At 53.5% G+C, this 25,735-nt stretch carries 24 protein-coding genes; 3 read left to right on the top strand and 21 right to left on the bottom strand.

The window, feature by feature from the left end:
- Nucleotides 1-115: 115 nt before the first annotated feature.
- The 5 genes from pdxA to ABWV33_RS11395 form a co-directional block, all read right to left on the bottom strand.
- Nucleotides 116-1,129, bottom strand: a complete 1,014-nt coding sequence (gene pdxA / locus ABWV33_RS11415; RefSeq protein ID WP_353330813.1) for a 4-hydroxythreonine-4-phosphate dehydrogenase PdxA — start codon at nucleotides 1,127-1,129, stop codon at nucleotides 116-118.
- Nucleotides 1,130-1,339: 210 nt separating this feature from the next.
- Complete coding sequence (locus ABWV33_RS11410; protein WP_353330811.1) at nucleotides 1,340-2,221, bottom strand: fructose bisphosphate aldolase; 882 nt, start codon at nucleotides 2,219-2,221, stop codon at nucleotides 1,340-1,342.
- Between the two features lie 69 nt (nucleotides 2,222-2,290).
- Entirely contained in the window at nucleotides 2,291-3,640 is a 1,350-nt protein-coding gene (locus tag ABWV33_RS11405) for a cytochrome P450 (RefSeq protein WP_353330809.1), read from the bottom strand.
- Nucleotides 3,640-4,890: a hypothetical protein gene (locus ABWV33_RS11400; RefSeq protein ID WP_353330807.1), complete on the bottom strand. Its 1,251-nt coding sequence runs from the start codon at nucleotides 4,888-4,890 to the stop codon at nucleotides 3,640-3,642. The genes ABWV33_RS11405 and ABWV33_RS11400 overlap by 1 nt, the downstream gene beginning before the upstream one ends.
- A gap of 54 nt (nucleotides 4,891-4,944) precedes the next feature.
- Nucleotides 4,945-5,697 (bottom strand): cytochrome c biogenesis CcdA family protein, encoded by a 753-nt coding sequence (locus ABWV33_RS11395; RefSeq protein WP_113824337.1) that lies wholly within the window; start codon nucleotides 5,695-5,697, stop codon nucleotides 4,945-4,947.
- Between the two features lie 106 nt (nucleotides 5,698-5,803).
- On the opposite strand from ABWV33_RS11395, the gene ABWV33_RS11390 reads away from it, so the two are divergent.
- The gene (locus tag ABWV33_RS11390) at nucleotides 5,804-6,037 is read left to right on the top strand and encodes a sulfurtransferase TusA family protein (protein WP_121997117.1); all 234 of its coding nucleotides are present in this window, start codon (nucleotides 5,804-5,806) and stop codon (nucleotides 6,035-6,037) included.
- Nucleotides 6,038-6,567: 530 nt separating this feature from the next.
- Here ABWV33_RS11390 and ABWV33_RS11385 read toward each other — a convergent pair.
- The 7 genes from ABWV33_RS11385 to ABWV33_RS11355 all read right to left on the bottom strand — a co-directional run bounded on the left by ABWV33_RS11385 (nucleotide 6,568) and on the right by ABWV33_RS11355 (nucleotide 15,957).
- Entirely contained in the window at nucleotides 6,568-9,936 is a 3,369-nt protein-coding gene (locus tag ABWV33_RS11385) for an Rne/Rng family ribonuclease (protein ID WP_353330804.1), read from the bottom strand.
- 458 nt (nucleotides 9,937-10,394) lie between these two features.
- Nucleotides 10,395-11,729: a sigma-54-dependent transcriptional regulator gene (locus ABWV33_RS11380; RefSeq protein ID WP_113824340.1), complete on the bottom strand. Its 1,335-nt coding sequence runs from the start codon at nucleotides 11,727-11,729 to the stop codon at nucleotides 10,395-10,397.
- Between the two features lie 12 nt (nucleotides 11,730-11,741).
- Nucleotides 11,742-13,517, bottom strand: coding sequence for a sensor histidine kinase (locus ABWV33_RS11375; protein ID WP_113824341.1), 1,776 nt, complete (start codon nucleotides 13,515-13,517; stop codon nucleotides 11,742-11,744).
- 36 nt (nucleotides 13,518-13,553) lie between these two features.
- On the bottom strand, nucleotides 13,554-14,222 hold the full coding sequence (purQ, locus tag ABWV33_RS11370; RefSeq protein WP_113824342.1) for a phosphoribosylformylglycinamidine synthase subunit PurQ: 669 nt from the start codon (nucleotides 14,220-14,222) through the stop codon (nucleotides 13,554-13,556).
- Nucleotides 14,222-14,452: a phosphoribosylformylglycinamidine synthase subunit PurS gene (gene purS, locus ABWV33_RS11365; RefSeq protein ID WP_121997114.1), complete on the bottom strand. Its 231-nt coding sequence runs from the start codon at nucleotides 14,450-14,452 to the stop codon at nucleotides 14,222-14,224. The genes purQ and purS overlap by 1 nt, the downstream gene beginning before the upstream one ends.
- 95 nt (nucleotides 14,453-14,547) lie before the next feature.
- Nucleotides 14,548-15,309 carry a phosphoribosylaminoimidazolesuccinocarboxamide synthase gene (purC, locus tag ABWV33_RS11360; protein WP_121997113.1) on the bottom strand — a complete coding sequence of 254 codons (762 nt, stop codon included), beginning with the start codon at nucleotides 15,307-15,309 and terminating at the stop codon, nucleotides 14,548-14,550.
- A gap of 132 nt (nucleotides 15,310-15,441) precedes the next feature.
- Nucleotides 15,442-15,957: a tellurite resistance TerB family protein gene (locus ABWV33_RS11355; RefSeq protein WP_353330801.1), complete on the bottom strand. Its 516-nt coding sequence runs from the start codon at nucleotides 15,955-15,957 to the stop codon at nucleotides 15,442-15,444.
- Between the two features lie 147 nt (nucleotides 15,958-16,104).
- Here ABWV33_RS11355 and ABWV33_RS11350 point away from each other — a divergent pair, with 147 nt between their 5' ends.
- Together ABWV33_RS11350 and bmt are read left to right on the top strand one after the other, a co-directional pair.
- Nucleotides 16,105-16,422 (top strand): DUF1476 domain-containing protein, encoded by a 318-nt coding sequence (locus tag ABWV33_RS11350; protein WP_113824346.1) that lies wholly within the window; start codon nucleotides 16,105-16,107, stop codon nucleotides 16,420-16,422.
- Nucleotides 16,423-16,562: 140 nt separating this feature from the next.
- Complete coding sequence (gene bmt / locus ABWV33_RS11345; protein ID WP_113824347.1) at nucleotides 16,563-17,582, top strand: betaine--homocysteine S-methyltransferase; 1,020 nt, start codon at nucleotides 16,563-16,565, stop codon at nucleotides 17,580-17,582.
- A 166-nt stretch (nucleotides 17,583-17,748) separates the two neighbouring features.
- Here the strand turns inward: bmt and ABWV33_RS11340 are convergent, their stop codons facing one another.
- The 9 genes from ABWV33_RS11340 to ABWV33_RS11300 all read right to left on the bottom strand — a co-directional run bounded on the left by ABWV33_RS11340 (nucleotide 17,749) and on the right by ABWV33_RS11300 (nucleotide 25,691).
- Complete coding sequence (locus tag ABWV33_RS11340) at nucleotides 17,749-18,525, bottom strand: enoyl-CoA hydratase-related protein (protein ID WP_113824348.1); 777 nt, start codon at nucleotides 18,523-18,525, stop codon at nucleotides 17,749-17,751.
- Nucleotides 18,526-18,603: 78 nt separating this feature from the next.
- The gene (locus ABWV33_RS11335; RefSeq protein ID WP_353330798.1) at nucleotides 18,604-19,056 is read right to left on the bottom strand and encodes a cytochrome c-type biogenesis protein; all 453 of its coding nucleotides are present in this window, start codon (nucleotides 19,054-19,056) and stop codon (nucleotides 18,604-18,606) included.
- Nucleotides 19,053-21,020: a heme lyase CcmF/NrfE family subunit gene (locus ABWV33_RS11330; protein WP_353330796.1), complete on the bottom strand. Its 1,968-nt coding sequence runs from the start codon at nucleotides 21,018-21,020 to the stop codon at nucleotides 19,053-19,055. The genes ABWV33_RS11335 and ABWV33_RS11330 overlap by 4 nt, the downstream gene beginning before the upstream one ends.
- Nucleotides 21,021-21,096: 76 nt before the next feature.
- A complete protein-coding gene (locus tag ABWV33_RS11325; protein ID WP_353330794.1) occupies nucleotides 21,097-21,675 on the bottom strand; it encodes a holin family protein in 579 nt (192 codons plus the stop codon).
- Nucleotides 21,666-22,277, bottom strand: coding sequence for a holin-associated N-acetylmuramidase (locus tag ABWV33_RS11320; RefSeq protein ID WP_353330792.1), 612 nt, complete (start codon nucleotides 22,275-22,277; stop codon nucleotides 21,666-21,668). The genes ABWV33_RS11325 and ABWV33_RS11320 overlap by 10 nt, the downstream gene beginning before the upstream one ends.
- 143 nt (nucleotides 22,278-22,420) lie before the next feature.
- Complete coding sequence (gene ccmE, locus ABWV33_RS11315; protein ID WP_121997106.1) at nucleotides 22,421-22,867, bottom strand: cytochrome c maturation protein CcmE; 447 nt, start codon at nucleotides 22,865-22,867, stop codon at nucleotides 22,421-22,423.
- A 7-nt stretch (nucleotides 22,868-22,874) separates the two neighbouring features.
- Nucleotides 22,875-23,903, bottom strand: a complete 1,029-nt coding sequence (gene argC, locus ABWV33_RS11310; RefSeq protein WP_164617388.1) for an N-acetyl-gamma-glutamyl-phosphate reductase — start codon at nucleotides 23,901-23,903, stop codon at nucleotides 22,875-22,877.
- A 92-nt stretch (nucleotides 23,904-23,995) separates the two neighbouring features.
- On the bottom strand, nucleotides 23,996-24,805 hold the full coding sequence (locus tag ABWV33_RS11305) for a glutamate racemase (RefSeq protein ID WP_113824355.1): 810 nt from the start codon (nucleotides 24,803-24,805) through the stop codon (nucleotides 23,996-23,998).
- A 7-nt stretch (nucleotides 24,806-24,812) separates the two neighbouring features.
- Nucleotides 24,813-25,691, bottom strand: a complete 879-nt coding sequence (locus tag ABWV33_RS11300; protein WP_353330789.1) for a lysophospholipid acyltransferase family protein — start codon at nucleotides 25,689-25,691, stop codon at nucleotides 24,813-24,815.
- Nucleotides 25,692-25,735: the final 44 nt, after the last annotated feature.

The raw sequence follows: 25,735 nt of genomic DNA, 5'->3' as shown, positions 1-25,735 counted from the left end.
CAAAACCTGATCTGCGATGACCGTAATCTCATCCATGCAAATTGCCTGACCTACTTGATTGATCACGGTACCTTGCAACGCGGAACGCGGAGTCGTGTAACAGCTTAGGTCGTGTTTAGTGCCTCTGGTTGTCATCTTGTAAAGAGCTGTTTTGAAGCCGTAAGGCGTACTGCATCGCGGTTACGAGACTTGCCTCGCTCGCGATACCCTGCCCTGCGATGTCAAAGGCAGTACCGTGATCAGGACTGGTCCGTATAAACGGCAATCCAAGGGTAATATTTACCCCTTGATCCAGCCCCATGTATTTGACCGGGATAAGCCCCTGATCGTGATATTGTGCAACGACAATATCGAAATGCCCCTGACGGGCTTGCATGAATACAGTATCCCCAGGCCAAGGGCCCGAAGCATTTATTCCTTCGGCTTGAGCGGCCTTAATCGCAGGTGAAATAATTTCGATTTCCTCGCGCCCAAACAGCCCCCCTTCGCCAGCATGGGGGTTTAGCCCCGCCACGGCGACACGCGGGTTTTCATAGCCCAGTGCCCGTGCCCCCTGATCCGCCAAACGTATTGCGGCCATCTGAGCCTCAAAATCCGCACCCTTGATCGCATCCAAAAGCGAACAGTGAATGGTTACCAAGACCGTGCGGATAACGTCATTTCCAAGCAACATGGCCACTTTGTCTGCGCCGCCGAAATCCGCAAGCATTTCCGTGTGACCAGGGTATTTCACTCCGGCAGCAGATAAGGCTTCTTTATGAATAGGAGCAGTTACGATGCCAGAAACGCTGCCCTCTAATGCGCATTCGATACCCGCTTTGATGGCATCAAAAGCCGCCTGCCCACAATCTGCGCGGATTTCACCAAAGGGTGGTAAGGGGGCAAATCGGGTTGTCTCGACAACGTCTATCGTCCCGCTTTCGAATTGCGCGTCTTGAACTCGGTCACGCGCTTGTATGGTGAAATCAGCACCAACGACATCAACTGCCCGCTGCATGACATTTGGACACCCAAAGACCACATATCTTTCCGTTTCCGGTGCGGCAGATAGCAATTTAACGATAATCTCAGGGCCAATACCCGCCGGGTCGCCCATCGTAATAGCCATCGGTTTAGCAGTGTGAATCATGGAGAAACCTATATCAGCATAAGCGGCACGCCTATTCAGCCGAATCTTACCTGCCTTCCACACCTATCAACAGTCTCTTTCGTGTCCAAAATCGCTGAATTGTGTAGGTCTCACATCGACCGATGGTGATATTCACTGTAACAAAAATGGCCCCGCTGAAACCAGCGGGGCCATTTCCTTAAATCTGTAACCGACTGGTTAATAATCTTATTAGATCGAAGCTTGGTAGATCTTGTCGATGTTGCTGCCCAATGCAGTGTTGAATTCCGCATCAGACATTTGCTTGGAAAGACCTTCGGTCAAAGCCCGCGAGAAAGACGCGATCATTTTGCCATTCTGGCTGAGCAGATCACAAGCTTGTTCTGTGGAATACCCACCCGATAGTGCCACAACACGCATCACGCGGGGGTGATCGGCGAGTGCATCATACAGGTTGGCTTCGTTCGGAATGGTCAATTTCAGCATGATATCCTGACCCTCATCCAAGGTATCGAGGTTCTTAAGGATCTCTGCCTTCAGGATGGCTTCGGCTTCTGATTTGGTTGCCGAGTGGATGTTCACCTCGGGTTCAACGATTGGAACCATTCCGGCAGCAACAACTTCGCGCGCAACGTCAAACTGCTGCGCAACGACGGCAGCAATTCCTTCGGCGTTTGCTTCGTTGATGACAGAGCGCTCTTTGGTGCCGAATACGCCGGTCGCCTTGGCGAGTGTACCTGCCAGACCCGGGATTGGCTTCATCAGTTGAACGCCGTTTGCTTCGTTTTCCAGACCTTTATCGATCTTTAGAAACGGCACAACGTTCTTTTCAGACCACAAGTAATCTGCAACAGATTTACCGTCGATGCTTTCACCAAGAGTACGTTCAAACAATATGGCTGCGATGACTTTCGCATTGGTAAAATCGTCAGCCAGAATGATCCGTGCGCGCATGTTCTGCACTTCGGCGAACATTTCTTCTTCTGAATTGTAATCAGAGGCATCCACACCATAGAGCGCCAGCGCTTTTGGAGTTGAGCCACCGCTTTGATCCAAAGCTGCAATGAAGCCTGCGCCCTTCGTCATCTGTTCACGCTGATCTGCGTTCGCCATAATAAATTCCTGTGAATTGATTCCGCTTTGCGCCCCGCATACAGCAAGGCTCTGACAGATGGTAGTTTGTTAGCGCTCAACCAACCGCAACCAGATACCATCCGCCGCACGAACAGTCAGATGTGCCACAGGAACCGGGTCTTTGCCCGCCACACGTTCAATTCGGAAACGACGTAAAATCATCGACAGGATCAGTGGCCCTTCGACCATGGCAAAGCCTGCCCCCGGACACACACGAGGACCAGTGGAAAAAGGGATATAGGCCGTGCGTTGACAGGTTTTGCCGTTTTCAGTGTGCCACCGGGCGGGATCAAACCCGTCCGGATTGTCCCACAAACGTTCCTGACGGTGCAAATGCCATGGGCTCAATACAATCTGTGCCCCTTTGGGGACCGCACGATCCCGAAACTTCTCAGGACAACTGGCTTCGCGCACCATCATTGGAACTGGTGGGTAGAGCCGTAGTGCCTCGCGAAACACATCACGACTGAGGCGGAGTTTGGACATCACGCCAAACCCTTCTTGGTCCAGAGCGTTCGCCTCTTCTGCCAGTCGGTCCTGCCATTCAGGGTAAAGAGCCATCAGGTACAAAGTCCACGCCAAAGCTGACGCACTGGTTTCATGGCCCGCCAGAAAAAAGATCGCAACCTGATCAATCATTTCTTCGGTATCAAACCGTTCGCCGGTTTGGGGATCTTTGGTAGTCATGATCTTGGTCGCAAGATCATCTGGGGCCGTTCCCGCCTCGATTTCAGCCATACGCGTGGATGTCAGCTGCGCAATCAACCCACGGATTTCCTTGGCTGCGCGTTTGGTTTGACGCGCATGAAACCGAGGCATCCAACTGGGCAAAGGCACGAAAGCCGCCAAGTTCAACAAAGGTTGCTGACGCTGATAATCGCGAAACCGCGTAAACACTTGCCCGGCGATTTCATGCTCTATCGGGATAGAAAACAGAGTACGAAAAATCACATCTGCAGCGGCGTGGCTTGTCACCTCTTCAAATTCGACCTCTTGCCCAACTTGCCCTTGCAAGCGCGTCACACAAGCCTGTGCCGCCTCCCACATCGCAGGGAAAGTATCTCGCAAACGGCCCCCTTCGAACGAGGGGTCAATAATCCGCCGCTGCCGTTTCCACGTCTCACCGTTGGTCAAAAACACGGAATTTCCCAACAAAGGCCTGAGGCCCTCGCTGATCCGGCCCGATTTGGGGAAATCATCAGGACGCGTCTTGAGAACCGTTTCCACAAGATCCGGCTGGTTCACCAAAAAAGACCGGAAAAACGGCGTGCGAAACTCAGCCATCCAAGCGCGATACAATCGCTTGGGCTGCGCCGATAACAAATCCTGTCGAAACAGGCGAAGGTACCGAAACAAGGACACTTTGTCCGGGCGCGCGGGGGGTTTGGGAGGGAGCATCAAGAACCAACCGAAGTATATTTTGAGATTGCCACATCTATCCGAGATTTTGACGGTGCACGGTCTTTGTACCGTTCTGCCAACGTCATCGGGCCGGCTGTGATACGAAAATAATCATAGTCGCCGGGCTGATCAAAAGCACACAGATATTGAAAATGTAGTCTAAAGAACCTCCACCGTAACTCTGTCCAGCGTTTAGGTGACAGTGTTTGGGTAAACGCTGCTGAAAAGACCAGTGGCCATCGCTTATCTGCCGGAGCTACACCGCTGACGGTGACTGGGTCACAAAGTGCAAAGGCACATCCATCGCCCGGCGCAGACACATCCACCCAATTCAACTCGGCGCGCGCACTCAGATACTTGAGATCCGTGCGAAGCCGCTCGGCTTTTGGCAAAAATGACACCATTGGAACCACCTGCCCCAGTGACAGAAACCCCAATGCAGGTCCTGACGGTGGCACACGTCCTGCACGGATCAAATCGGCCAAAACACTCACCCCCACATGGGCGCCAGAGCTGTGACCAACAACCAGAACCTCATCGACGTCTTGCGTCAGTGCTTCGGCAATCAAATCGGTAAACTCAGCGATCCGGGCTTCCAATTCGGGTGGGTTCGCGCCGTTGGATTGCGCGGAATACGCATAATCGTGCATGAGGTAATAGGCAAAGAACTTGCCGTCTCTTGCGCGAAACCACCGCAACACCGCGACGCCTACGCCTGCCCCCGCGCACAGTGCGATGATCTGTAAAAGAAGGTTCGGATCCATCGGCAACCAAAGGGCCGCCGTGAACAGCGCGCTATAGACCCCAAAAGCAATGGCCAGCGCCAAAACCAATTGTAACAGTAACATTCCAACAGGATACAATGCGGCAATCACTGGCCCTTTGCGTAGTTTCATCAACCGCCACAACGCCCCCGAACCAATATAGGTCCAAGCCGTCCGAACCAACTGAATATAGGTGGCCGGAATTGTGGACGACATGCTGTCGCGAACGATATCTGACCAAACGAGAACCTCGATATCGGCCTCGACCCGCGCACCCTCCTGCGTCGCGGTCACATGCCAACCATAGGGACCTTTGGTTGCTTTAGGTTTGAGGCCAATGTCATAACCAGAAATCTCAGCCTGTTCGGCCCCTTCTTTTCGGTAGAGTTCGCGATAGCGGCGTGGATGAATCGGGTCATAACCAGGAATGTAAAAAACCCGGCGACGTTTCACCTGACTTGCCTGTTGCTGCTCGGACGCCATGACACTCCTCTTGCTTTGAAGGGGATCATAAAGGCTTATTCAGGCGAGAAAAAGTCAGCCAAGTGTCGCCAACGAGGGAAAGGTTTCAAGCAGCCAGAACGAAACGCTTGAGAACAGACCGGTGACCAACATGATGCCGACGAGCAAAAGCAACGCGCCCATACACTTTTCGATCAACCCCATATGACGCTTAAGCTTGTTCATGATCCGCATTGACCGGCTCAGAAACATTGCAGCAAGTAGGAATGGAATGCCTAAACCAGCGGCATAAACCCCCAAAAGCAATGTCCCGCGCGCCACCGAGACCTCTGTCGCCGCGAGCGAAAGAATCGCGCCCAACTGAGGGCCGATGCATGGTGTCCAGCCAAAGGCAAACGCAAGCCCAAGCACATAAGCCCCAAATGTCGACCCACCTGCGTCACCTGTTTCCAAACGCGCTTCTCGGTCCAGCAAAGGAATACGAAAAACACTCAGGAAATGGAGGCCAAAGATTATAACAACAACGCCTGAGATTTGCGCCATAAGCTCTTGGTTTTGCAAAAAGAACGAACCAAAAACCGACGCTGTAAAGCCAAGCAGCAAGAACACAGTGGACAGGCCCAGCACAAAAAACAACGCGGCGATAATAGACTTCCGACGCGCGCTTGCTTCGCTCTGCATCTCGCCTATGGATACACCACTCATATAGGCCAAATACGGCGGTACAATGGGCAATACGCACGGGCTTAGAAAGCTGAACATTCCAGCAATCAGCGCCACAGTCATGGCAGGGATCAGCCCCGCATCGATGATATCAATTCCGAACATGCATTAGCACATATGCTATCCCCAGTCCGAGGTCACGGGGCCATCCGGTCACATCCTTGTGGGTGCGTTATGGACACAGGCACCAAGGCAGAATATTCCCTATCTCATGACTGATACACCTGAAAAGCTCGACGCGCGCGGGTTGCTTTGCCCTTTACCCGTCCTCAAAGCGCGCAAGCGTCTCAAATCACTTTTGCCGGGTGAAAACCTCTGCATGCTCGCGGATGATCCCGCGGCCATCGTGGATGTTCCCCATTTTTGTGCAGAATCGGGCCATACTTTAGTGGAACAAACCGATGCTCCAGATCACCAAATTTATGTGATCCGCAAAAAGGCCTGACACTCAGGTGATAGGTGGCCGCTCTGAGAAACAAGGCAGTGAGGGGATTCAAGGAAAGATGCACTAAGCCCTTGGTTTGGTTTCACAATCAGAGATTTTCTCGGCTTGTTTCTTTATCCACCCTTTTTGGCAGAACTCGAAATCGGCATTAAAGTTTAGCTGTTGTGGAATTCTCATTCGCGAACGAGGCAACAAACTACTCATAAAACTCACTTAGACTATGCCTCAGGGTGATTCAGGCTGAAAATATAGAATGCATTACTTGCTACGAAAGTGATGAATACTCTTGATCATCAGACCTTCTCGTTCATTGAACAACAAGATGGCCTCCATTAGCAGACTGTTAGAGAGGCAAGAATTCGAAAATTCACAACTCTGGCAGCCTTTGGAAAGGTTTAGCGGAAGGACTTTCGCCCTCTCTAACTTCGTTCTTACAAAAAAGAGCAACACCTACCGAGAAAAATCTCGATAGGTGTCTTTGTAATATCCCGTATTCCGGAATGAGCCAAAATTGAGGTTTGGCCCTTATTCTAGCTTCCTAAGGACCACCAACCGCGCCGTTTGGGCTTGGCAGGTTCCACCGCCTCTGGTTCAAGTGCAGGCTCTTCTGCAACTGGTGCAGTTTCCTCAGTAGCAGCTTCAACAAATGCCACGGTCTCTGGTTCAGCAATCTCGGGCTCAACAACAGGATCTGCAGCAGTCTGAGAGTCGGCCGCCTCGCTATGTGTGAACTCAGGCACCTCAACCTCTTGCACCGCTTCGGCGATCACGGGTTCAGCCACAATTTCTATCGAGCTGTCTGATGCTGGTGTTTCGCCCCCTTCAGATACGCTTTCAGCGGTCTGTTCAGGTTCGGAAACTGGCGCATCAGCGACAACCTCAACAGGTGCCTCAGTAGATTCGGCAATTGCCGGCTCTTCCGTAACACTTGTGTTCTTGCGACGCGGCGCCCGCGTCCGTTTACGCTTGGGCTTTTCAGCTTCGTCTTCTGAGGTCTCTTCAGCTACAGCCGGAGCATCTGCACCTTCAGAGTTTTCTTCGACTTGAGCAGACTTCTTACGAGACCGACGCCGGCGTTTTGGTTTTGGTGCATCCTCTGTCACCTCACCTTCAACCGCTGTTTCGTCCCGGCTTTCTTCAGAAGTGTCAGAAGACTCGGAATCCCCGCTTGCATCGGAATTGCCATTTGCTTCCTCGTCGGCCCCATCTTCGTTGCCATTCCCCTTACGCCGACGCCGACGCCGACGTTTACGCTTGGGTTTGGTTTCACCCTCTTCTTCCACAACTGGCGTCTCGGAAACGTCTTCAACTTCTGCTTCTGCTGCTGGCTCTGCCGCGTCGATCTGTTCCATCAACGACGTATCAACCGAAACAACAGGTGCTGGTGCTTCTGGCACCGTGCGTGTGGCCGTTTTGAACTTCTCGATCGAGAAGTCGGGGCTCACCAAATGCACGTCACCTTCGATCCGAATCGACAACCCATAACGCGCTTCAAGCTGCGCAATGTGCTCCCGTTTCTGGTTCATCAGGAAGTTGGCGATATTCACCGGGCATCGAACAAGCACTTCGCGTGAGCGACGGCGCGTGCCTTCTTCTTCGATCTGACGCAGAATGTTCAACGCCATGCTGTCGTCTGAACGGATCAAGCCCGTTCCGTGACACGCCGAACAAGGCTGTGTGGTCGCTTCGATCATGCCGGGGCGCAGGCGCTGGCGTGACATTTCCATCAACCCAAAGCCAGAGATCCGGCCGATTTGGATCCGAGCCCGGTCTGTTTTCAGCTTGTCTTTGATCTTCTTTTCAACAGCCGCATTGTTCTTGCGCTCATCCATATCGATGAAATCGATCACGATCAGACCGGCAAGGTCGCGCAACCGCAACTGGCGGGCCACTTCTTCGGCAGCTTCCAGGTTGGTCTTAAGTGCGGTTTCTTCGATCGACCCTTCTTTGGTCGCCCGGCCCGAGTTCACGTCAATAGCAACCAGCGCCTCGGTGACGCCAATCACGATGTACCCACCCGAGCGTAACTGAACCGTTGGGTTGAACATTCCCGCCAAGTAGCTTTCCACTTGGTAGCGCGCAAACAACGGCAAGCCGCCTTCGTCATGGCGTTTCACGTTTTTAGCGTGAGACGGCATGATCATTTTCATAAAGTCTTTGGCGATACGGTATCCGCGCTCGCCTTCGACAATCACTTCGTCGATGTCCCGGTTGTACAAGTCCCGGATCGACCGTTTAATCAGATCGCCTTCTTCATAGATCTTTGCTGGCGCTATGGATTTAAGCGTCAGGGCACGGATTTGTTCCCACAACCGTTGCAGATATTCATAGTCACGTTTGATTTCTGCTTTGGTCCGTTTGGCACCCGCGGTGCGCACAATGAGGCCTGCGCCCTGCGGCACATCAATCTCGGCGGCAATTTCCTTGAGCTTTTTGCGATCAACCACATTGGTGATTTTACGGCTAATGCCACCACCCCGTGCGGTGTTTGGCATCAGGACGCAATACCGACCTGCCAAAGACAGGTACGTGGTGAGAGCCGCGCCTTTGTTGCCGCGTTCTTCTTTAACAACCTGCACCAGCAAAATCTGGCGCACCTTGATAACTTCTTGAATTTTGTACCGGCGCGGGCGGGGCTTACGTGGCGGGCGAATGTCTTCGCTGTCATCTTCGTCCGCGACGGACTCGATACTTTCGTCCTTGGATGTCGCATCCGAGCGGCGACCGGTTTCCTCAGGCGCCGCCTCTTCAGATTCAGCGTCTTCTTCAACCGGATCAGCTTTGGAGGAAGCATCCGTGTTTTCAGGTGTTTCGGTTTGCTCTACAGCAACGGCTTCAACTGCAGGCTCTTGCGTGTCATCAGCAACCGCCTCGGGCTGTGAGCTTGCTTCAACTGCATCTTGAGGGGTGGCCTCTTCGACGAGGTCAGAAACCACCTCTTCCGCCTCTGCCTCAGGGCTTTGATCCTCGGCTTTGGCATCTGTGTCAGGGGTGACGTCGTCAGAAGCAATGACCGCATCCTTGGACACGATGTCCGCAGCCATCGTACGGCCGCTACCTTGCGGCTTATCGTCCGCATCGGTTTCACTCGTTTCAGACGCGTCAGCAGACTCTGTTTCAGCCACAGCAGTTTCATCAACAGCTACCGGTGCAACGTCTTCCGCAGCTACAGATGCTTCATCTGAGGCAACGGCGCTTTCCGCTTCCTCAACTTCAGCGACTTCAGCGACTTCAGCGACTTCAGCGACTTCAGCGACTTCAGCGACTTCAGCGACTTCAGCGACTTCAGCGACTTCAGCGACAGGTTGTTCACCAGCTTCGCTAGCTGAATCAATGGGTTCTTCTACCGGAGTTTCAGCAACCCGTTCCATCGGTGAGCTACCCTCAAGGGTGTCAACGATGTTCGCATCGTCCCCTTCGGTTAAATCGATGGTTTCCATTCCGCTGATCTGAGGCTCAGCCTCTTTCGAAACAGCGTCCTTGGATTCTGCTTCGGTGACCTCGACCGCTTCCACGGGTTTTGGCGCCGCCGATTTCGATTTGGACCGCGAGCGTGATTTCCGCTTGGGCTTTGGTTCATCATCGTCGTCCCGTGCGCGCATTGCATCCGCGTAGGCACGTTCTTCTTCCATCAGAGCTTCGCGGTCCGCGACAGGAATCTGATAGTAGTCCGGATGAATTTCGGAAAACGCGAGGAAGCCATGACGGTTCCCGCCATAGTCAACAAAAGCAGCCTGAAGAGAGGGCTCGACCCGTGTTACTTTTGCCAGATAGATGTTGCCAGCAAGCTGACGTTTGTTTTCGGATTCAAAATCAAATTCCTCGACCTTGTTTCCGTCGACCACCACAACGCGGGTTTCTTCCGCGTGGGTGGCATCGATAAGCATTTTCTTAGCCATGTGTCCTTGGTGCACAACCGCAACCGCGCAAATCGGCCCTGTCCAGGCGGACGGGCGCGTTTGGGGTGGTGTCTTGTCAGGGCGATGTTAAACGGCGCGCCGAGGGGGTCGGCCAACTGGCCCCCTGCCTCTATGCTCAATGCGTTCGCGCGCGTCATCGCGGTTCTTCTCCGACAGGTGGGGTTTGTCCCGGCACCTGCCCATTTATTCCTTTCGCCCATTTGTAGGCGAAGGCACTACGTTACCCCATTTGGGGCACAATCGGTCTGCTCAGGGTGGCGGATCAATGCCAACCAGCACCTGAAACAGCGAAACTCAAAACGGGCCACATAAGAACCAAGTTGGTTCAGCCCGTCTTACCAACATAAGGGCAGTCCTGTGGAAAAGACAATGGGCAAACGTCACACGTCAGATACAACAATCGTTAAACGTGTGACGGTTAACAAAGAACTCGCGGATCAAAGATAGTCAGAGCGCTGAAGCCCGTACTTGGCCATTTTCTCGTTCAGCGTTCTTCGCGGCAGACAAAGTTCTTCCATGACCGAAGCGATAGAGCCCTTGTGTCGACGCATCGTGTTGTCGATCAGCATTCGTTCAAAGGCTTCGACATATTCTTTGAGCGGCTTGCCTTCGGTTGTCATAACCGGCTGCATTTCTTCGTGATCAGACATCAACAAAGACGCAATCGTTCCTGAGCCGCGTCGAGCCTGCAAAACGGCGCGCTCCGCAATATTGATCAGCTGACGCACATTTCCGGGCCAAGGCGCCTGCAACAACTGTGCCGCTTCTTGGGCACTGACTTGGGGCGCGTCACAACCATATTCTTCGGCGAATTGTTCGGACAATCGGGTGAACAACGACAAGATATCTTCCCCCCGCTGGCGCAGCGGCGGCATCGTGATCCGCAGCGCCGCCAACCGGTAAAACAAATCCGGACGCAGGACGTCTTCGCAACTTTTTCCCGCTTCTTGCAAATTTGAAATCGCAACAATCCGCGTTTCCGCTGGCGTGCCCTGCTCGTTCATCACGCTTAGAAGACGCGCCTGAAGCGTATCGCTCAGGGCTTCGATGTCTTCCAACACCAACGTTCCGCCACGCGCTTCTTCGATTGCTGGCAACTGGGCGTCTTCGGGCAACATTGGGCCAAACAAGCGCTTGGACAGCGCTTCTTCTTCCAAGGCTGCACAGGAAACGAGAACGAACTTCCGACCTGCCCGGCTGCCCACCGCATGTAAGGCATGGGCCACCAGTGTTTTGCCAGTCCCAGTTTCACCGTCGATCAAAACATGGCCGTCCGCTTGACCCAGATCCAGAATGTCTTCCTTCAGACGTTCCATCACGGGGCTCGCACCAATCAACTTGCTCATCAACTGCGTGCCATCGCTCAGTTCACGGCGCAGCGCCCGGTTATCCAACACCAGGCGGCGAGCAATCGTCGCACGTTTTGCCAACTCGGACATACGATCCGGGTTGAATGGTTTTTCAAGAAAATCAAAAGCCCCCACGCGCATTGCTTCGACCGCCATCGGAACATCGCCATGTCCCGTGATCATGATCACGGGCAAGGTGCTATCAGACCCCATCAACTTTTTGAGGAACTGCATTCCATCCATGCCGGGCATTTTGATGTCAGAAATTACGATCCCCGGATAATCAGATCCAAGAACCTTAAGTGCGTCTTCGGCACTGCCAAACGTTTCGGTGTCATACCCGGACAACGCCAGCCATTGGCTGATCGATTGGCGCATATCCTGTTCGTCGTCCACAATCGCAATTTTCATGGCCTGTGCCATAAGCAATCCTCGTTATTCCGCAGCCTCAAGGCTGTCTTCCAAAATCGGTAGCTGCATTTCAAACACTGCACCTCCGTTCTGCCCATTGCGCGCCGTTAGGCGCCCCCCTAGGTCGTTTACGATCCCCGAAGAGATAGCAAGCCCCAAGCCAACGCCGTCACCGGGCTGTTTCGTGGTGTAAAAGGGTTCAAACAGGGCATCAAAATCTTCGATCCCTGCCCCGTTATCCCGCACCGTCAACGTCGCCGTTTCACCATAGGCAAGGATGATTTCCACCTCGGGGTCACTTACAGATTTGGTGGCATCCAAAGCATTGCGCAAGAGGTTGACCATAACCTGTTCGATCCGCATCCGGTCACCCATGACCCGCACCGGCGCTTCGGGCAAAATCTGGCTGATCTGAACGTGCCTCTGACGCAACTGTGGTTCCATCATGGACAGTGCAGATGCCAGCGCATCACCCATATTCACAGGCGAAAACGTATCTGCACCTTTGCGGGCATAGGATTTCAGCTGTCGTGTGATCGCACCCATGCGTTCGATCAAATCATCAATCCGCCCGAAACTCGCCAGAGCCTCTTCAGCGCGATTACGGCGCAACAACAAGCGCGCTCCGGCCAAGTATGTTTTCATCGCGGCAAGGGGCTGGTTCAACTCGTGACTCACGGCCGCTGACATCTCTCCCAAGGCGGCTAATTTCGAACTTTGAGCAAGGCTCTGTTCCGCCACTTCCAAGGTCTTTTGAACGCGTTCCCGCTCGGCGATTTCTCGCTGTAGTCGCGTGTTCAGCACGCGAAGCTCTGCCGATTCTCGTTGGAACAAAGCCATCCGAAGCGCGGTCTTTCGGCTAAGTGCATAGAACGCCAGTGCCAACAGAATCGCGAATCCCATGATTTCTAACGCCAGCACCCCATTCACACGCTCACGGATCGAGGCATAGGTCGTATACGAGGTCATCTGCCAGCCACGAAACGGGATACGGCTCTCCATCCGCATCACCGCTTCGCCTTGCAGATAGGCATCCGCAGGCAACGCGGTCCAATCTGCCGTTGCCCGGATCGCACGCTGAATCGCGCCTTGCGGGGTTTGACGGCGCAGCGCCTCTTTCTCATTCAAACCGCGCCACCGGGGCTCGGTTGCAAGGATGATGGCACCTGTGCTGTCCGTGACCAGAACCGCATCCGAAATCCCAGCCCAAGCCCGTTCGAATTTGTGAAGATCCACCTCGACAACAATGACACCCAGAACCTGTGACCCTGCTTCAAGCCGGCGCGCATAGGTAAAGCTGTATCCGCCAACTTCGCGCTGCATAACTGAGAATATCGTGGCGTTTGATCTGATCGGGTCGACAAAATAGGTCGCGTTGCGGTGTTGTTCCCCCAACCTGTTTCGGTTGGTTGCTGCAACGGTTCGCCCTTCTTTATCCAACAGCATCAAAGAGGCAGCCCCGATTTCTTCTACAAAAGAAATCAATCGCTGTGTGGACTGTGAGAAATCACCAGATTGGAGGGCACCGATCAGAGTAGGATCACGCGATAGCAGTTGGGGAACAATTGCGTTCCGCCGCAACTCACTCAACAAGTTACCTGAATATAGCGCCAGCCTCAGCTCAGCATGGTTGCGTGTGCTTTGTGTAAACCGATCCGTCAACAGGCGGTTGGTCACCCACACGGTGGTCGAGGCAACCACCAACAGCACTACAAGCGCAATACGGACCCGCCATGAGATGGGTCCGGATCGAGGCCAAGACAGGGCTTGCCCTCGTGTCTTTTTAGGAGTGTCAGTCATGACCCCAAGCTACGCGCCCCGGGCCATGAGCTCAAGTCATGCTGGTGTCAGAACGCCAGCCAATGCGCGAAAGAACGCCGCCCCGTCGGTACCGCCATGTGCTTCGTCAGCGGCGCGTTCCGGGTGTGGCATCATGCCGAGAACCCGGCGGTTTTCTGACAGAATGCCAGCGATATCATCGCGGGACCCGTTCGGATTTTCAGCATAGGTAAAGGCAATACGATTCTGATCCCGCAACTGAGCAAGCGTTTCGTCATCTGCGAAATAGTTGCCATCGTGGTGCGCGATTGGAATATCGATCACCTCATCAGCGGTATAACCTTCGGTGAAGGCGCTGTCGGCGGTTTCGACCTTAAGCCCAACAGTTTTGCAGATGTACTTCAGGCCCGCATTCCGCAGTAAAGCGCCTGGCAGAACACCGGTTTCTGTCAGAACTTGGAAGCCGTTGCAGATTCCCATCGCATACCCACCGCGATCGGCATGTGCCGCCACGGCTTTGCAGATCGGTGATTGGGCCGCAATTGCACCGCATCGCAGATAATCGCCATAAGAGAACCCACCTGGCACCCCAACAATGTCCACCCCTTCGGGCAGGGCATTGTCTTTGTGCCAGACCATCGACACGTCAAACCCGGCGCGTTCGAAAGCAACCGCGAGATCGCGATCACAATTCGATCCGGGGAAAACAACAACCGCGGCCTTCATCACAGCATCTCGACGCTGTAGGATTCAATCACGGTGTTGGCCAACAGCTTTTCGCACATCTCATTGACGTCCGCTTCGCTCGCGCCTTCGGCCAGGTTGAGGTCAATCACCTTGCCCTGACGCACACCTTCGACCTTGTCAAAGCCCATGGCCCCTAGCGCGTGACGAACTGCTTCGCCCTGCGGGTCCAGAACCCCGTTCTTCAGCATCACATGCACCCGTGCTTTCATGTCGCGTCGTCCTTCGGTTCAGCTTGGAGACCCTCGGGGCTCCATCGTTTTGCAATTGGTCTTGGTTTGGGCCCAAAGCCGGGCCCAAGCTCATCTCAGTTAATCAAAGTGGGCTTTGTAACCGGCGTTTGGTTCTTGGGCATTACACCCAACCGGCGCGCAACCTCGGTATAGGCATCCGTAAGGTTGCCCAGATCACGACGGAACACATCTTTGTCCAGTTTCTGATTGGTTTCCATGTCCCACAGGCGGCAGCTGTCCGGGCTGATTTCATCCGCAACGACCAGACGCTGGAAATCACCGTCATAGACCCGGCCGATTTCGATTTTGAAATCTACCAGCTTGATGCCGACACCAAACATGATTCCCGAAAGGAAGTCGTTCACCCGCAAAGCAAGGCTAAGGATATCTTCCATGTCTTGCTGGCTGGCCCAGCCAAAGGCAGCGATGTGCTCTTCGGTGACCAGTGGATCGCCAAGGCTGTCGTCTTTGTAGCAATACTCCACAATCGGGCGCGGCAACTGCGTGCCTTCTTCGATGCCCAAACGCTTGGACATAGTGCCCGCAGCATAGTTACGCACGATCACTTCCAAGGGAACAATTTCGCAGGACCGCACCAATTGTTCGCGCATATTCAGACGCTTGATAAAGTGCGTCGGAACGCCGACCTGTCCCAAGCCTAGCATGAAGTATTCACTCAGCAGGTTGTTCAAGACGCCCTTGCCTTCGATCACGTCTTTCTTTTCAGCATTAAAGGCAGTGGCGTCATCTTTGAAATACTGCACGATTGTGCCCGGCTCGGGACCTTCGTACAGGGTCTTTGCCTTGCCTTCATAGATTTTCTTGCGACGCGCCATCTGTGACCCTTTCAGGCTAATATTGGGGAATGAGTCCCCGTTCTTGCCGCCCTCATAGTGCAAGCAACCCTGTGTCGCAAGCTGGGCGCACGTCCCTGGCTCGCATTCCTGAATGGAAAAGTCGCCGCTTGCTTAGTCCAAAGTGCGATGCAAGATCACTAACACTTCAAACATATGCAGAAATCGGTCTGACTCGATACCGAGGGCCATCGCTATCTCAAAAAGCTTGTCGTGTTCGATTTCGTCATACGAACCGTCTATCAACACCACCTGCATTGCTAAGCTCAAGGCCGTTTCCCGCAACGGCAAGCTCAACGATTTAGAAACATTGGCACAGGTCTGCTCAACATTCATTTCAGATTTTGCTTGTACGCAATCGTGAATTAAGCTCTGCAACTCGTCCTCTGGATACCCCCTAAAGATAGGGCTTATCTTCAAGAGTTGGACAAGCTGATCTACATCCCTTTCACCGGGCAAATTCGACCCTGCGATGACCAACAGTGGAATCGCCAGAACGAACTGGGGGTCATCGGATGCCTTATCTTCAGGCCAAGCCTCGTGCTGACGCGATTTTACAAAAAATGCCACCAATGATTCCCGATGTTCGCGCCCTGCTCGTTTATCTTCTAATGTCAGAGCGGTCTGCACAATAGACCCCAACTGTCATTTCCCTGCCTATCTTTGTTGCTTTGTGGTTCCCGGGCGGCTTTGCCGCAGACTTATCCCCTTGCACGCCTGCAGTAGCATTGTCATATCTTTGAACAAAGATATCACTTTTGAAAGAGGTCCGATTCAATGACCACGTTCGACGACCGCGAAAACGCGTTTGAGTCCAAGTATGCACATGACGAAGAGATGCAGTTCAAAGCCGTTGCGCGCCGCAACAAGCTTGTTGGTCTCTGGGCTGCAGGGTTGATGGGTAAATCTGACGCAGACGCTGCTGAATACGCAAAAACCGTTGTTTTGTCCGACTTCGAAGAAGCTGGCCACGAGGATGTTGTTCGCAAGGTCGAAGGCGATCTGAACGGTTTGGCTGACGCAGATGCAATTCGCGCGAAAATGGCCGAACTGCTGCCACAAGCACAACAAGAGATCATGAGCGAAACAGACTGAGCACTGCGCTCTGACCTTTTGCCCTCGGATTCATGATCATCATGAAATATCCGAATTTGATTTGACGCCTCGTCCATGACAGACGGGGCGTCTATTTGTATGTGTCGCCTGCTCGCGACATTCAGACCGGGAATAAGACCATGACCAACGCTTTTGCTGACATGCTGCAAAGTCACGACGTCATCCTTGCCGATGGAGCGACAGGAACAAACCTGTTCAACATGGGCCTGCAATCAGGTGATGCACCTGAATTGTGGAACACAGACGAACCCGCCAAGATCACTGCCTTGTATCAGGGGTCTGTGGATGCGGGCAGTGATATGTTCCTGACAAACACCTTTGGTGGCACCTCTGCGCGCTTAAAACTGCATGACGCGCAGGACCGCGTGCGCGAACTCAGCCGCGTTGGGGCCGAACTGGGTCGCAATGTTGCCGACAAGGCAGGCCGTAAAATCATCGTTGCAGGGTCCGTGGGCCCGACTGGCGAAATTATGGAACCTGTCGGATCGCTGAGCCACGCCGCAGCAGTCGAGATGTTCCACGAACAGGCCGAAGGCCTTAAAGAAGGCGGTGTTGACATTCTATGGCTCGAAACCATTTCAGCCCCCGAAGAATACCGTGCAGCGGCCGAAGCGTTCAAACTGGCAGGTATGCCATGGGCAGGTACGATGAGTTTTGATACAGCTGGCCGTACCATGATGGGCATGACTTCGGCGGATATGGTCCAGATGGTCGAAGCGTTGGATTACCCGCCGCTGGCATTTGGTGCCAACTGCGGCACCGGTGCATCTGATATTCTACGCACAGTACTTGGGTTTGCAGCCCAAGGCACAGAGCGTCCGATAATCTCCAAGGGTAACGCTGGCATTCCAAAATATGTGGATGGTCATATCCACTATGACGGCACGCCTGAGCTGATGGGTCATTACGCCGTAATGGCGCGCGATTCCGGTGCAAAGGTCATCGGTGGCTGCTGTGGCACTATGCCCGAACACCTGCGTTCGATGCGCGCTGCGTTAGATTCCACTCCACGCGGAGATCGCCCTACACTGGATCAAATCACCGATGCCCTCGGCCCATTCAGCTCAGCCTCGGATGGGACGGGTGATGATGAAACACCAGAGCGTCGCAGCCGCGGTGGTCGCCGCCGGCGCGCCTAACTACTCATCAAATCAAGACAAAGGGCCCTGCATTGCGGGGCCTTTTTCTTTTCGCCCAACTGCTGGTGTCCGGCCTAGATGCCCTCTGGGTTCAATTCCAACACAAAAAAAGAGGCGAAAACGACAACCGCTTCCGCCTCTCCCGAATAATCTTGCCGTAGAAGGTTTAGCGACCCTCAAAGATGGCCGGTCGCTTCTCCATGAAAGCCACAACGCCTTCTTGGAAATCACGACTACGCCCGCACTCGCCTTGCAAATGCGCTTCGGTCTCTAACTGATCTGGCAAAGCCTTTTCGTATGTTCCCCGGATCGCATTTTTGATCGCGCCAAATGCTGCCGTAGGCCCATTGGCCAAAAAGGCCGCGCGTTTGCGCCAATGGGTATCAAATTGATCGTCCGGGACAGATTCCCAAATCATGCCCCAATCCGATGCCTGACTTGCACTGATCTTATCCGCAAACAAAGCCGCGCCCATCGCTTTGGCCATGCCCATCTGACGTGGCAAGAACCATGTTCCCCCCGCATCCGGCATCAAACCAATACGCGAAAACGCCTGCAAAAAATACGCACTTTCAGTTGCAATCACTACATCGGCGCACAACGCAAGATTTGCACCTGCTCCTGCCGCAGGACCGTTGACAACGGCCAATGTCGGCACAGCGCAATCATAGATCGCCTCGAGCATAGGTTGATATTCATCGCGCAATGTCCGTTCCAGATCGATGCTTCCTGACGACCCAGCATCCCCCAGATCCTGCCCTGTACAAAAGGCACGTCCCGCCCCAGTTAACACGATCGCGCGCGCATCCTTTGGGGCCTCTCGCATGGCATGAGTGATCTCAGCCCGCATCTGTGACGTCAACGAGTTCATTTTGTCCGGGCGATTCAGCGTCAGAACAGCCAGTCCGTCGGTGATCTCAAGTGTAATGGTTTCGTACTGCATAGCCAAAGCCCCTTAAAAAAAGCGGTATCTCGGCCAAGGTGACCGACAGATTAGATTAGGAAAAGAGCGGACCCAGCGTCACTCGTCAAGAATTTGACGCAGTCGCTCCTGTTCTTTGCTGCTTAGTTCATCATCCTGAGGACGAGGCGCTTTTGCGCGACCACGCAGATAGATCATGCCAATTCCCGCAGCAAGCAAAAGCATCGCTGGCCCAGCCCCCCAAAGCAGCCAGTTTGCACCGGTTGTTGTCGGGTTGAGCAAGACATATTCACCATAGCGGTCGACGATGAATTCAATCGCTTCGTCATTGCTGTCCCCAGCAACCAAGCGTTCACGCACCAGCAATCGCAGATCCCGAGCCAACTCGGCGTTGCTTTCATCAATGCTCTCGTTGCGACAGACAAGGCATCGCAATTCTTGGCTTAAATCCCTAGCGCGGGATTCCAGCACCGGATCGTCCAGCACTTCGTCAGGCTGGACGGCCCAAAGTGGGCCGGCCAGAAAACACATGATTAAGATAAGCCGTTTCATTCAGCCGGAACCCCACCTGTTGAAACTTTACGCGCACCAGCGGCCACTCGGAACCGTCGATCAGACAGGCTGAGCGCACCACCAAAGGCCATCAACAAACAGCCAGCCCAAATCCAATTTGCAAAGGGTTTGATATAGGTTCGCACGGTCCAGCCACCATCGTTTTGCTGATCACCGATCACCACGTAAACATCGCGCATAATGCGATAATCAATCGCTGCTTCAGTCGTGGGCATCCGCGCAACAGGGTAGTCACGTTTCTCCGGGAACAACTCGGTTACCGTCTGGCCGTCTTTCTCTAACAAGATCGTACCCATAGTGGAAAAGTAGTTCGGTCCTTTGACCTGTTCGACTTTCTCCAACGTCAAGGTGAACGCACCTACATCAAAAGGTTCACCCATTTGTGCAACGCGAATATCTTCGGCCTGCCATGCGGTCAGCCCTGCGATTGCGAACATCGTTATGCCAAGCCCGGAATGCGCAACTGCTTTGCCCCAATCCGCACGCGGCAACCGCACCAAACGCCCCCAACGATTTGGTCCACGTCCGGTTCGGGACCACAGATCAAGAAACGCCCCAATGGTCATCCAGCTGCCCAAGAACAGCCCAACTGGCCCCAAGGCACTGCGCCCTGTCTGCATAGCCCAAACCAACATCGCAACGGCGACGGACAAAGCAAACGCATAGCGCAATGACCAAGCCGTGCGCCCGATTTTACCGCGTTTCCATGGTAACATAGCCCCGATCGGCATGACCAAACCAAGCGCAACCATGAACGGCGTGAACGCGGAATTGAAGAACGGAGGTCCGACCGACAGTTTTCGGTCGAAAAACATCTCGGCCAAGATGGGCCACATGGTTCCAAAGAAAACCACAAAGCACCCCACCGCCAATAAGATGTTGTTCACCACCAGTGCGCTTTCCCGGCTTACCATGCCAAAAACGCCCTTGGCTTCCATAGCCTGCGCACGCATCGCAAAGAGTATCAACGCACCACCGGTAAACACAGCCAAAATCATCAGGATGAACACACCACGCTCGGGATCGTTGGCAAAGGCGTGAACAGAGGTCAGCAAACCAGACCGCACAATGAACGTTCCGATCAAAGAAAACCCAAAAGCCAGGATCGCCAACAAGATGGTCCAGCTTTTCAACGACTCCCGCTTTTCGACAACAATAGCGGAATGCAAAAGTGCAGCGGCCAAAAGCCATGGCATGAAGGAGGCATTTTCAACTGGGTCCCAGAACCAAAATCCGCCCCAACCTAATTCGTAATAGGCCCACCAAGACCCCAATCCGATTCCGATAGTCAGGAAAATCCAGGCCGCAAGTGTCCAAGGGCGTACCCAACGTCCCCACGCCGCGTCAACGCGTCCTTCAATCAAAGCCGCAACAGCAAAGGAAAAGGTCATCGAAAGCCCGACATAGCCTAGATACAAAAATGGGGGATGAAACGCCAAACCTGGATCTTGCAGCAGGGGATTCAAATCTTGCCCATCAAACGGCGGAACTGCAAGACGCAGAAACGGGTTCGATGTGAACAGGATAAAGGCAAAGAACGCGACCGCAATCGCGGATTGAACAGACAGCACCCGTGCACGCAGCGTTGCTGGCAATCCTGCGCCAAACCACGCAGCCATCGCCCCGAACAGTGTCACAATCAACAACCAAAGCAGGATCGACCCCTCGTGGTTCCCCCAAGTTCCGCTGATCTTGTACAGCATTGGCTTTGCCGAATGACTGTTCAAAACCACCAACCGTAGAGAGAAATCAGAAGTGACAAAGGCCCAAACCAAAGCCCCAAAGGCAAAGGCCGTCAGAAAGAACTGGGCATTGGCGGCTGGTTCGGCCACCGCCATCCAACTGTTCCAACGTTTCTGGGCACCAATCATGGGAACGACCATCTGAACAATGGCAACCATAAAGGCAAGAATAAGGGCGAAGTGACCGAGTTCTGTAATCATAGATCGAGATATAGCCCCCCCGCTTGATCGGGCCAATGCCTTTCGGCAAGGCCCTCACGCCATAGTGTCGCGGACGCTAGGCTTGCCGCAATGTGCGCCAGTGCGTCAGTGCAGGATTGCTATCAGGCTGAGCAGTCGCCAGATTCACTGACGCCTCAGGGCCGGGGTCAGCCGCATTCGGATCATCTGACCGTAACGACCGCAGGGCCGAAATGTTCCCGATCACCTCGGGCGCACGCGTCACACTCGCAGCAATATCACGCTGCAATCCTTGCATTTTTGCCTGATGACGCGCCCCAAAATAGAAAGAGACAATCACCCCCAGCAACCACCAGAGAGGTTCGGGAACCAAGGCAATCCCTTGCATGCGCGCAGCAAACCACAAGGGGTCAATCATTGCTGAAACGAACAAACCCAAGGTTCCCAACGCCAAAGCAGGACGCGGTAACCGGTTCAAGCCGTCGATAAAGCGGTCAAACGCGCTCTGAGTGGGCTGCGCAAATTCCGAACCAAACTGCATCATCGCCTGTTCTTGAATGCTGTGGGAGCGCTGCGCCCCCGCCTCGCGGTTCTCGCGAAATAGCTCTGCCGTTTCCCGCACTACATTCCGATTTCCGCCAAACAGCAAACCCATCACACTGCTTATCAAGCCCATCCTGCAACCCTCCGTTTGAATTCGGCATCGGACATTTTGAATTTTTCAGAAATGAATTCCTCTGCGCGTTTGATCCAGCCGCCCTTACCACCTGATCGGCTGCGCGCATATTTCCTGCTTCTGACTCGCTGATCAGCCAAACGGAAATAATAGTTGCGGCGTGCAATACCATAAGAGTCGCGAAGGGCTATTGCATCAGGCATTGCCGCATCAGAAACAGCCGCCAGCGTTTGGGGGCCGATGACACCATCAATGGAAACGTTATACCCCATGTCAGTCAAAAGGCGTTGCAAGATCTTGATAGCATTCGCCCCAGCATTCACATGCATATCAAAGACCGTCGCTTGCAATGCTTCAGGCAAATCATTGATTTTTGGATTAAAATAATAATACTGCACAAAAATGTCGACGGCTTGATCTCTCGTAAGTCGCTTTACGTCTCTCGCATCGACACGATCATCGCCAGTCAGGTCTAGACCTAGGCGCCGCATTGTATGAATGGTCACACCATATTTTGTTGCACCGCCCGGATCGTCAGGGTCATTCACGTACCCGCCTTCTCTTGCAACAATGTTTTCTGCGATCTGTCTTACCGTTTGCATTCTGGGATACCTCCATCAGATACGCCCGACAGCAAACCCTAAAATTATTAATCTACTCAAACGACAACGGGCGCTGCACAAGGGCCCTGTGCAACGCCCGGAATTTAAGACCAGCAGGTCGACGATCTAGTCAGTCAACAAAATCAGCTATCGCCTGCCTCTTGGTAAACCCCTTGCTCCTTCAAAGCATCAACCACTTCCTTTGGCATGTAACTTTCGTCATGTTTAGCAAGGATTTCAGACGCTTCAAAGACACCATTGATGTACTTTCCTGTCCCGATCATTCCCTGATTTTCATCAAAAAGGTCCGGTAAAACGCCTGCATAGCTGACGGGAACACTGGCACCACCGTCAGTCACTACAAACGTGACAATACCACCCTGTCCACGCACCAATGACCCTTCTTCAACAAGGCCGCCAATACGGAAAACTTCAGTCGGAGCCGGTGGCTCCGACATGATTTGGCTAGGCGCGCGAAAGAAATTGATCCCATCGCGCATGGCATACCCAATCAACCCCGTCGCCAAAACCAGGGCAACCACTGCCACCGCGATTACTTGGATACGACGTTGTTTTTTAAGCGACTTCATGCCGTCCTCATGGGAATAACGGAGCCATCATCAACCCCTGCGTTTCAGGTTCACCTAACATCAGATTGGCATTCTGCAAGGCTTGGCCGCTGCTACCTTTTGTCAGGTTATCCAACGCACCAATCACAATGGCGCGCCCCGCAATCCGATCAGCCGTCACCCCGATATGGCAAAAATTCGAACCCCGGACATGATGTGTAGAGGGCGCTTCGCCAAACGGCAACATTTCGATGAACGGTTCATCCGCATAGGCTGCACAGAGGGTATCGTAGATCTCTTGGGCATCCCCACGCACATAGGTCGTCGCCAAAATACCCCGGTTTGCAGGAACAAGATGTGGCGTGAACTGGACCTGCACGGGCCGACCCGCAATCTTGGAAAACTCCTGATCAAACTCCCCTAGATGACGGTGCGTTCCGCCAACAGCATAGGCATTGTAGCCCTCACTCAGCTCAGCATGTAGCAGGTTTTCTTTTAACGAACGCCCTGCCCCTGACACTGCACAAATCAGATCCAGAATAATGTTATCCAGGTCAATCACACCCGCAGCAATCAAAGGCCGCAAAACAAATTGCCCCGTTGCCGCATTGCACCCGGTGCCAGCCACAAGCCGTGCGTTCCGAATGTCTTCACGGTAAAACTCGGTCAGCCCATAAACCGCTTCGCCTTGCTGCTCGAGCGCGGCGTGACTGTTGCCATACCACTTTTCATATTCTGCGGCGTCCCGCAGGCGAAAATCTGCGGACAGATCAACGATTTTCAAAGACTTAGGTAAGTCGCGGATCACTTCTTGGCTGGTTTTGTGGGGCAACGCGCAAAAGCACAGGTCGACTTCGGAGAAATCAATCTCGGAAATCTTGCACAAGCTTGGCAAGGTCATGTGACGCAAATGCGGGAAAACCTGTGCCATTGTCATGCCAGCCTTACGCTCGGCGGAAAGGGCCACGATTTCAAGGTTTGGGTGCTGGGCAATCAGCCGAACCAATTCAGCACCAGTATAACCAGAGGCACCTAGGATTGCGATTTTATGGGTCATGTCAGACCTCTTTTCTTGGAAGTAACAATGTCAACAATCATCAACGATGATCAGAGAAGAAATGGGGATAACGTCCGCTATTCAGGACAGTCTCAAGCCGACTGGAATGAGATTTGTCGTCGAAGGAACTGCGTCGCACGATCACTCACACGGGCCGGGTTGCCAGTGGTTAGATATCCAGCTTTTCCCAAGCCTTCCATATCAGGATGACGTCTCAGATAATCAGCAAGGCTGTCAGCAACCAGATTACCCTGGCTATAGACCGAAACATCATCGCCCAAAGCTTGCTGGAAAATCTGCTCCATCAAAGGGTAGTGCGTACACCCTAAAATAGCCGCCTGAGGAAGGGGCATTTTGCGTTTCAACGCATCCACGTGAGACCTGACCAAGGCTTCTGCAAGGATCAGATCCCCATCTTCGATGGCATCGACAACACCACCACAGGCTTGCGCTTCGACATCGACCCCGATGGCCCGAAATGCCAGCTCGCGCTGAAAAGCACGGCTCGACACGGTTGCAGGTGTCGCAAACAGGGCGACGTGTTTGACCTCGACCTCACGCGGTGGGGAATTGTCGCCCCATTCCCGCTCAGTCATCGCTTCGATCAAAGGGACGAACACACCCAAGACCCGCTTACCCTCGGGAACACCTTCTTCCTGCATTCGACGCAGTGCCGCAGCACTTGCAGTATTGCAGGCCAAAATCACCAGATTGCACCCTGCATCCCATAGATGATGAACCGCGCGCTTTGTCAGCTGGAAGATATCTTCGGCATCACGAACGCCATAAGGGGCATGAGCACTGTCTGCATAATACAGGAAATCCACGTCCGGCAGACGCGCTTGTACTGCGTTAAGGACAGTCAAGCCGCCCAATCCTGAATCAAAAATGCCTACTGCCATGTGCCCCTCAGGCGCGATGCCGTTCCTCAAAGTCAAAGCCGTAATCGTAAGATTTCAGCGGTGTCGGTGACAGCTCATACGTGGCTTTGCGCAAGAAATCCATCATCTTGCGAGAGTCTTTCGCCAACGGGTCTAGAATGTCGCGCCCAATCGGCTCTCCGATCACCACTTTGACCGGAGTATCCACGCGTTTCTTAAACTCTTTGAGCAACAGCCCCATACGCAAAGTGCTATGCATGTGGCTGGCGATCTGGAACAATCGGCTCGTGTGCCCTTCAAAAAACACCGGTACGACGGTTGCGTTTGATTTCCCCACCATGCGCGCCGTAAATCCACGCCAGCCGGGGTCCATAGGGTGTGCAAACGGGTTCACGCCTGTGCTGACCGTTCCACCGGGAAAAATGCCAATGGCCCCGCTTTCGCCCAAATACTCCAGTGCATTTTTCCGAGTTTCCAGATTTTGCTGCATTGCCTCTTTAGATTGATCAAACGAGATCGGCAAAATGACACTGTTAAGATCTTCGGCTTTACGGAACACGCGATGCGCCAAGATTCGGAAATCACCACGCGCTTGCGATAGGATATGCCCCATCATCAACCCGTCTAGAATACCGTAAGGGTGATTGGCGATTAAGATCACCGGACCATCTTGAGGAATATTTGCCAACGCCCCGCCGACCACGTCCAACGACAACCCATATCGTTCGACCATCACAGCCCAGAAATCACGCCCCGCCGCCACATCCACTTCATACCCGTTGGCGCGCTTAATCAGACCTAAACGACCCGTAGTATTTTCCATTAGACGAATGACGGTGCGTCCACTCGTGGTGGCCGCCGAATGGGCATATGAGATATCGCGAGCGATGTGATGGCGCGAAAGCATGCTGAACTCCACTTGTTGTCCGCAACCTAGTTGCGGACAACATA

It is taken from the genome of Phaeobacter sp. NW0010-22 (assembly GCF_040365955.1).
Lineage (GTDB): Bacteria > Pseudomonadota > Alphaproteobacteria > Rhodobacterales > Rhodobacteraceae > OMPR01.
This window is presented reverse-complemented; position numbering and strand designations above follow the sequence as displayed.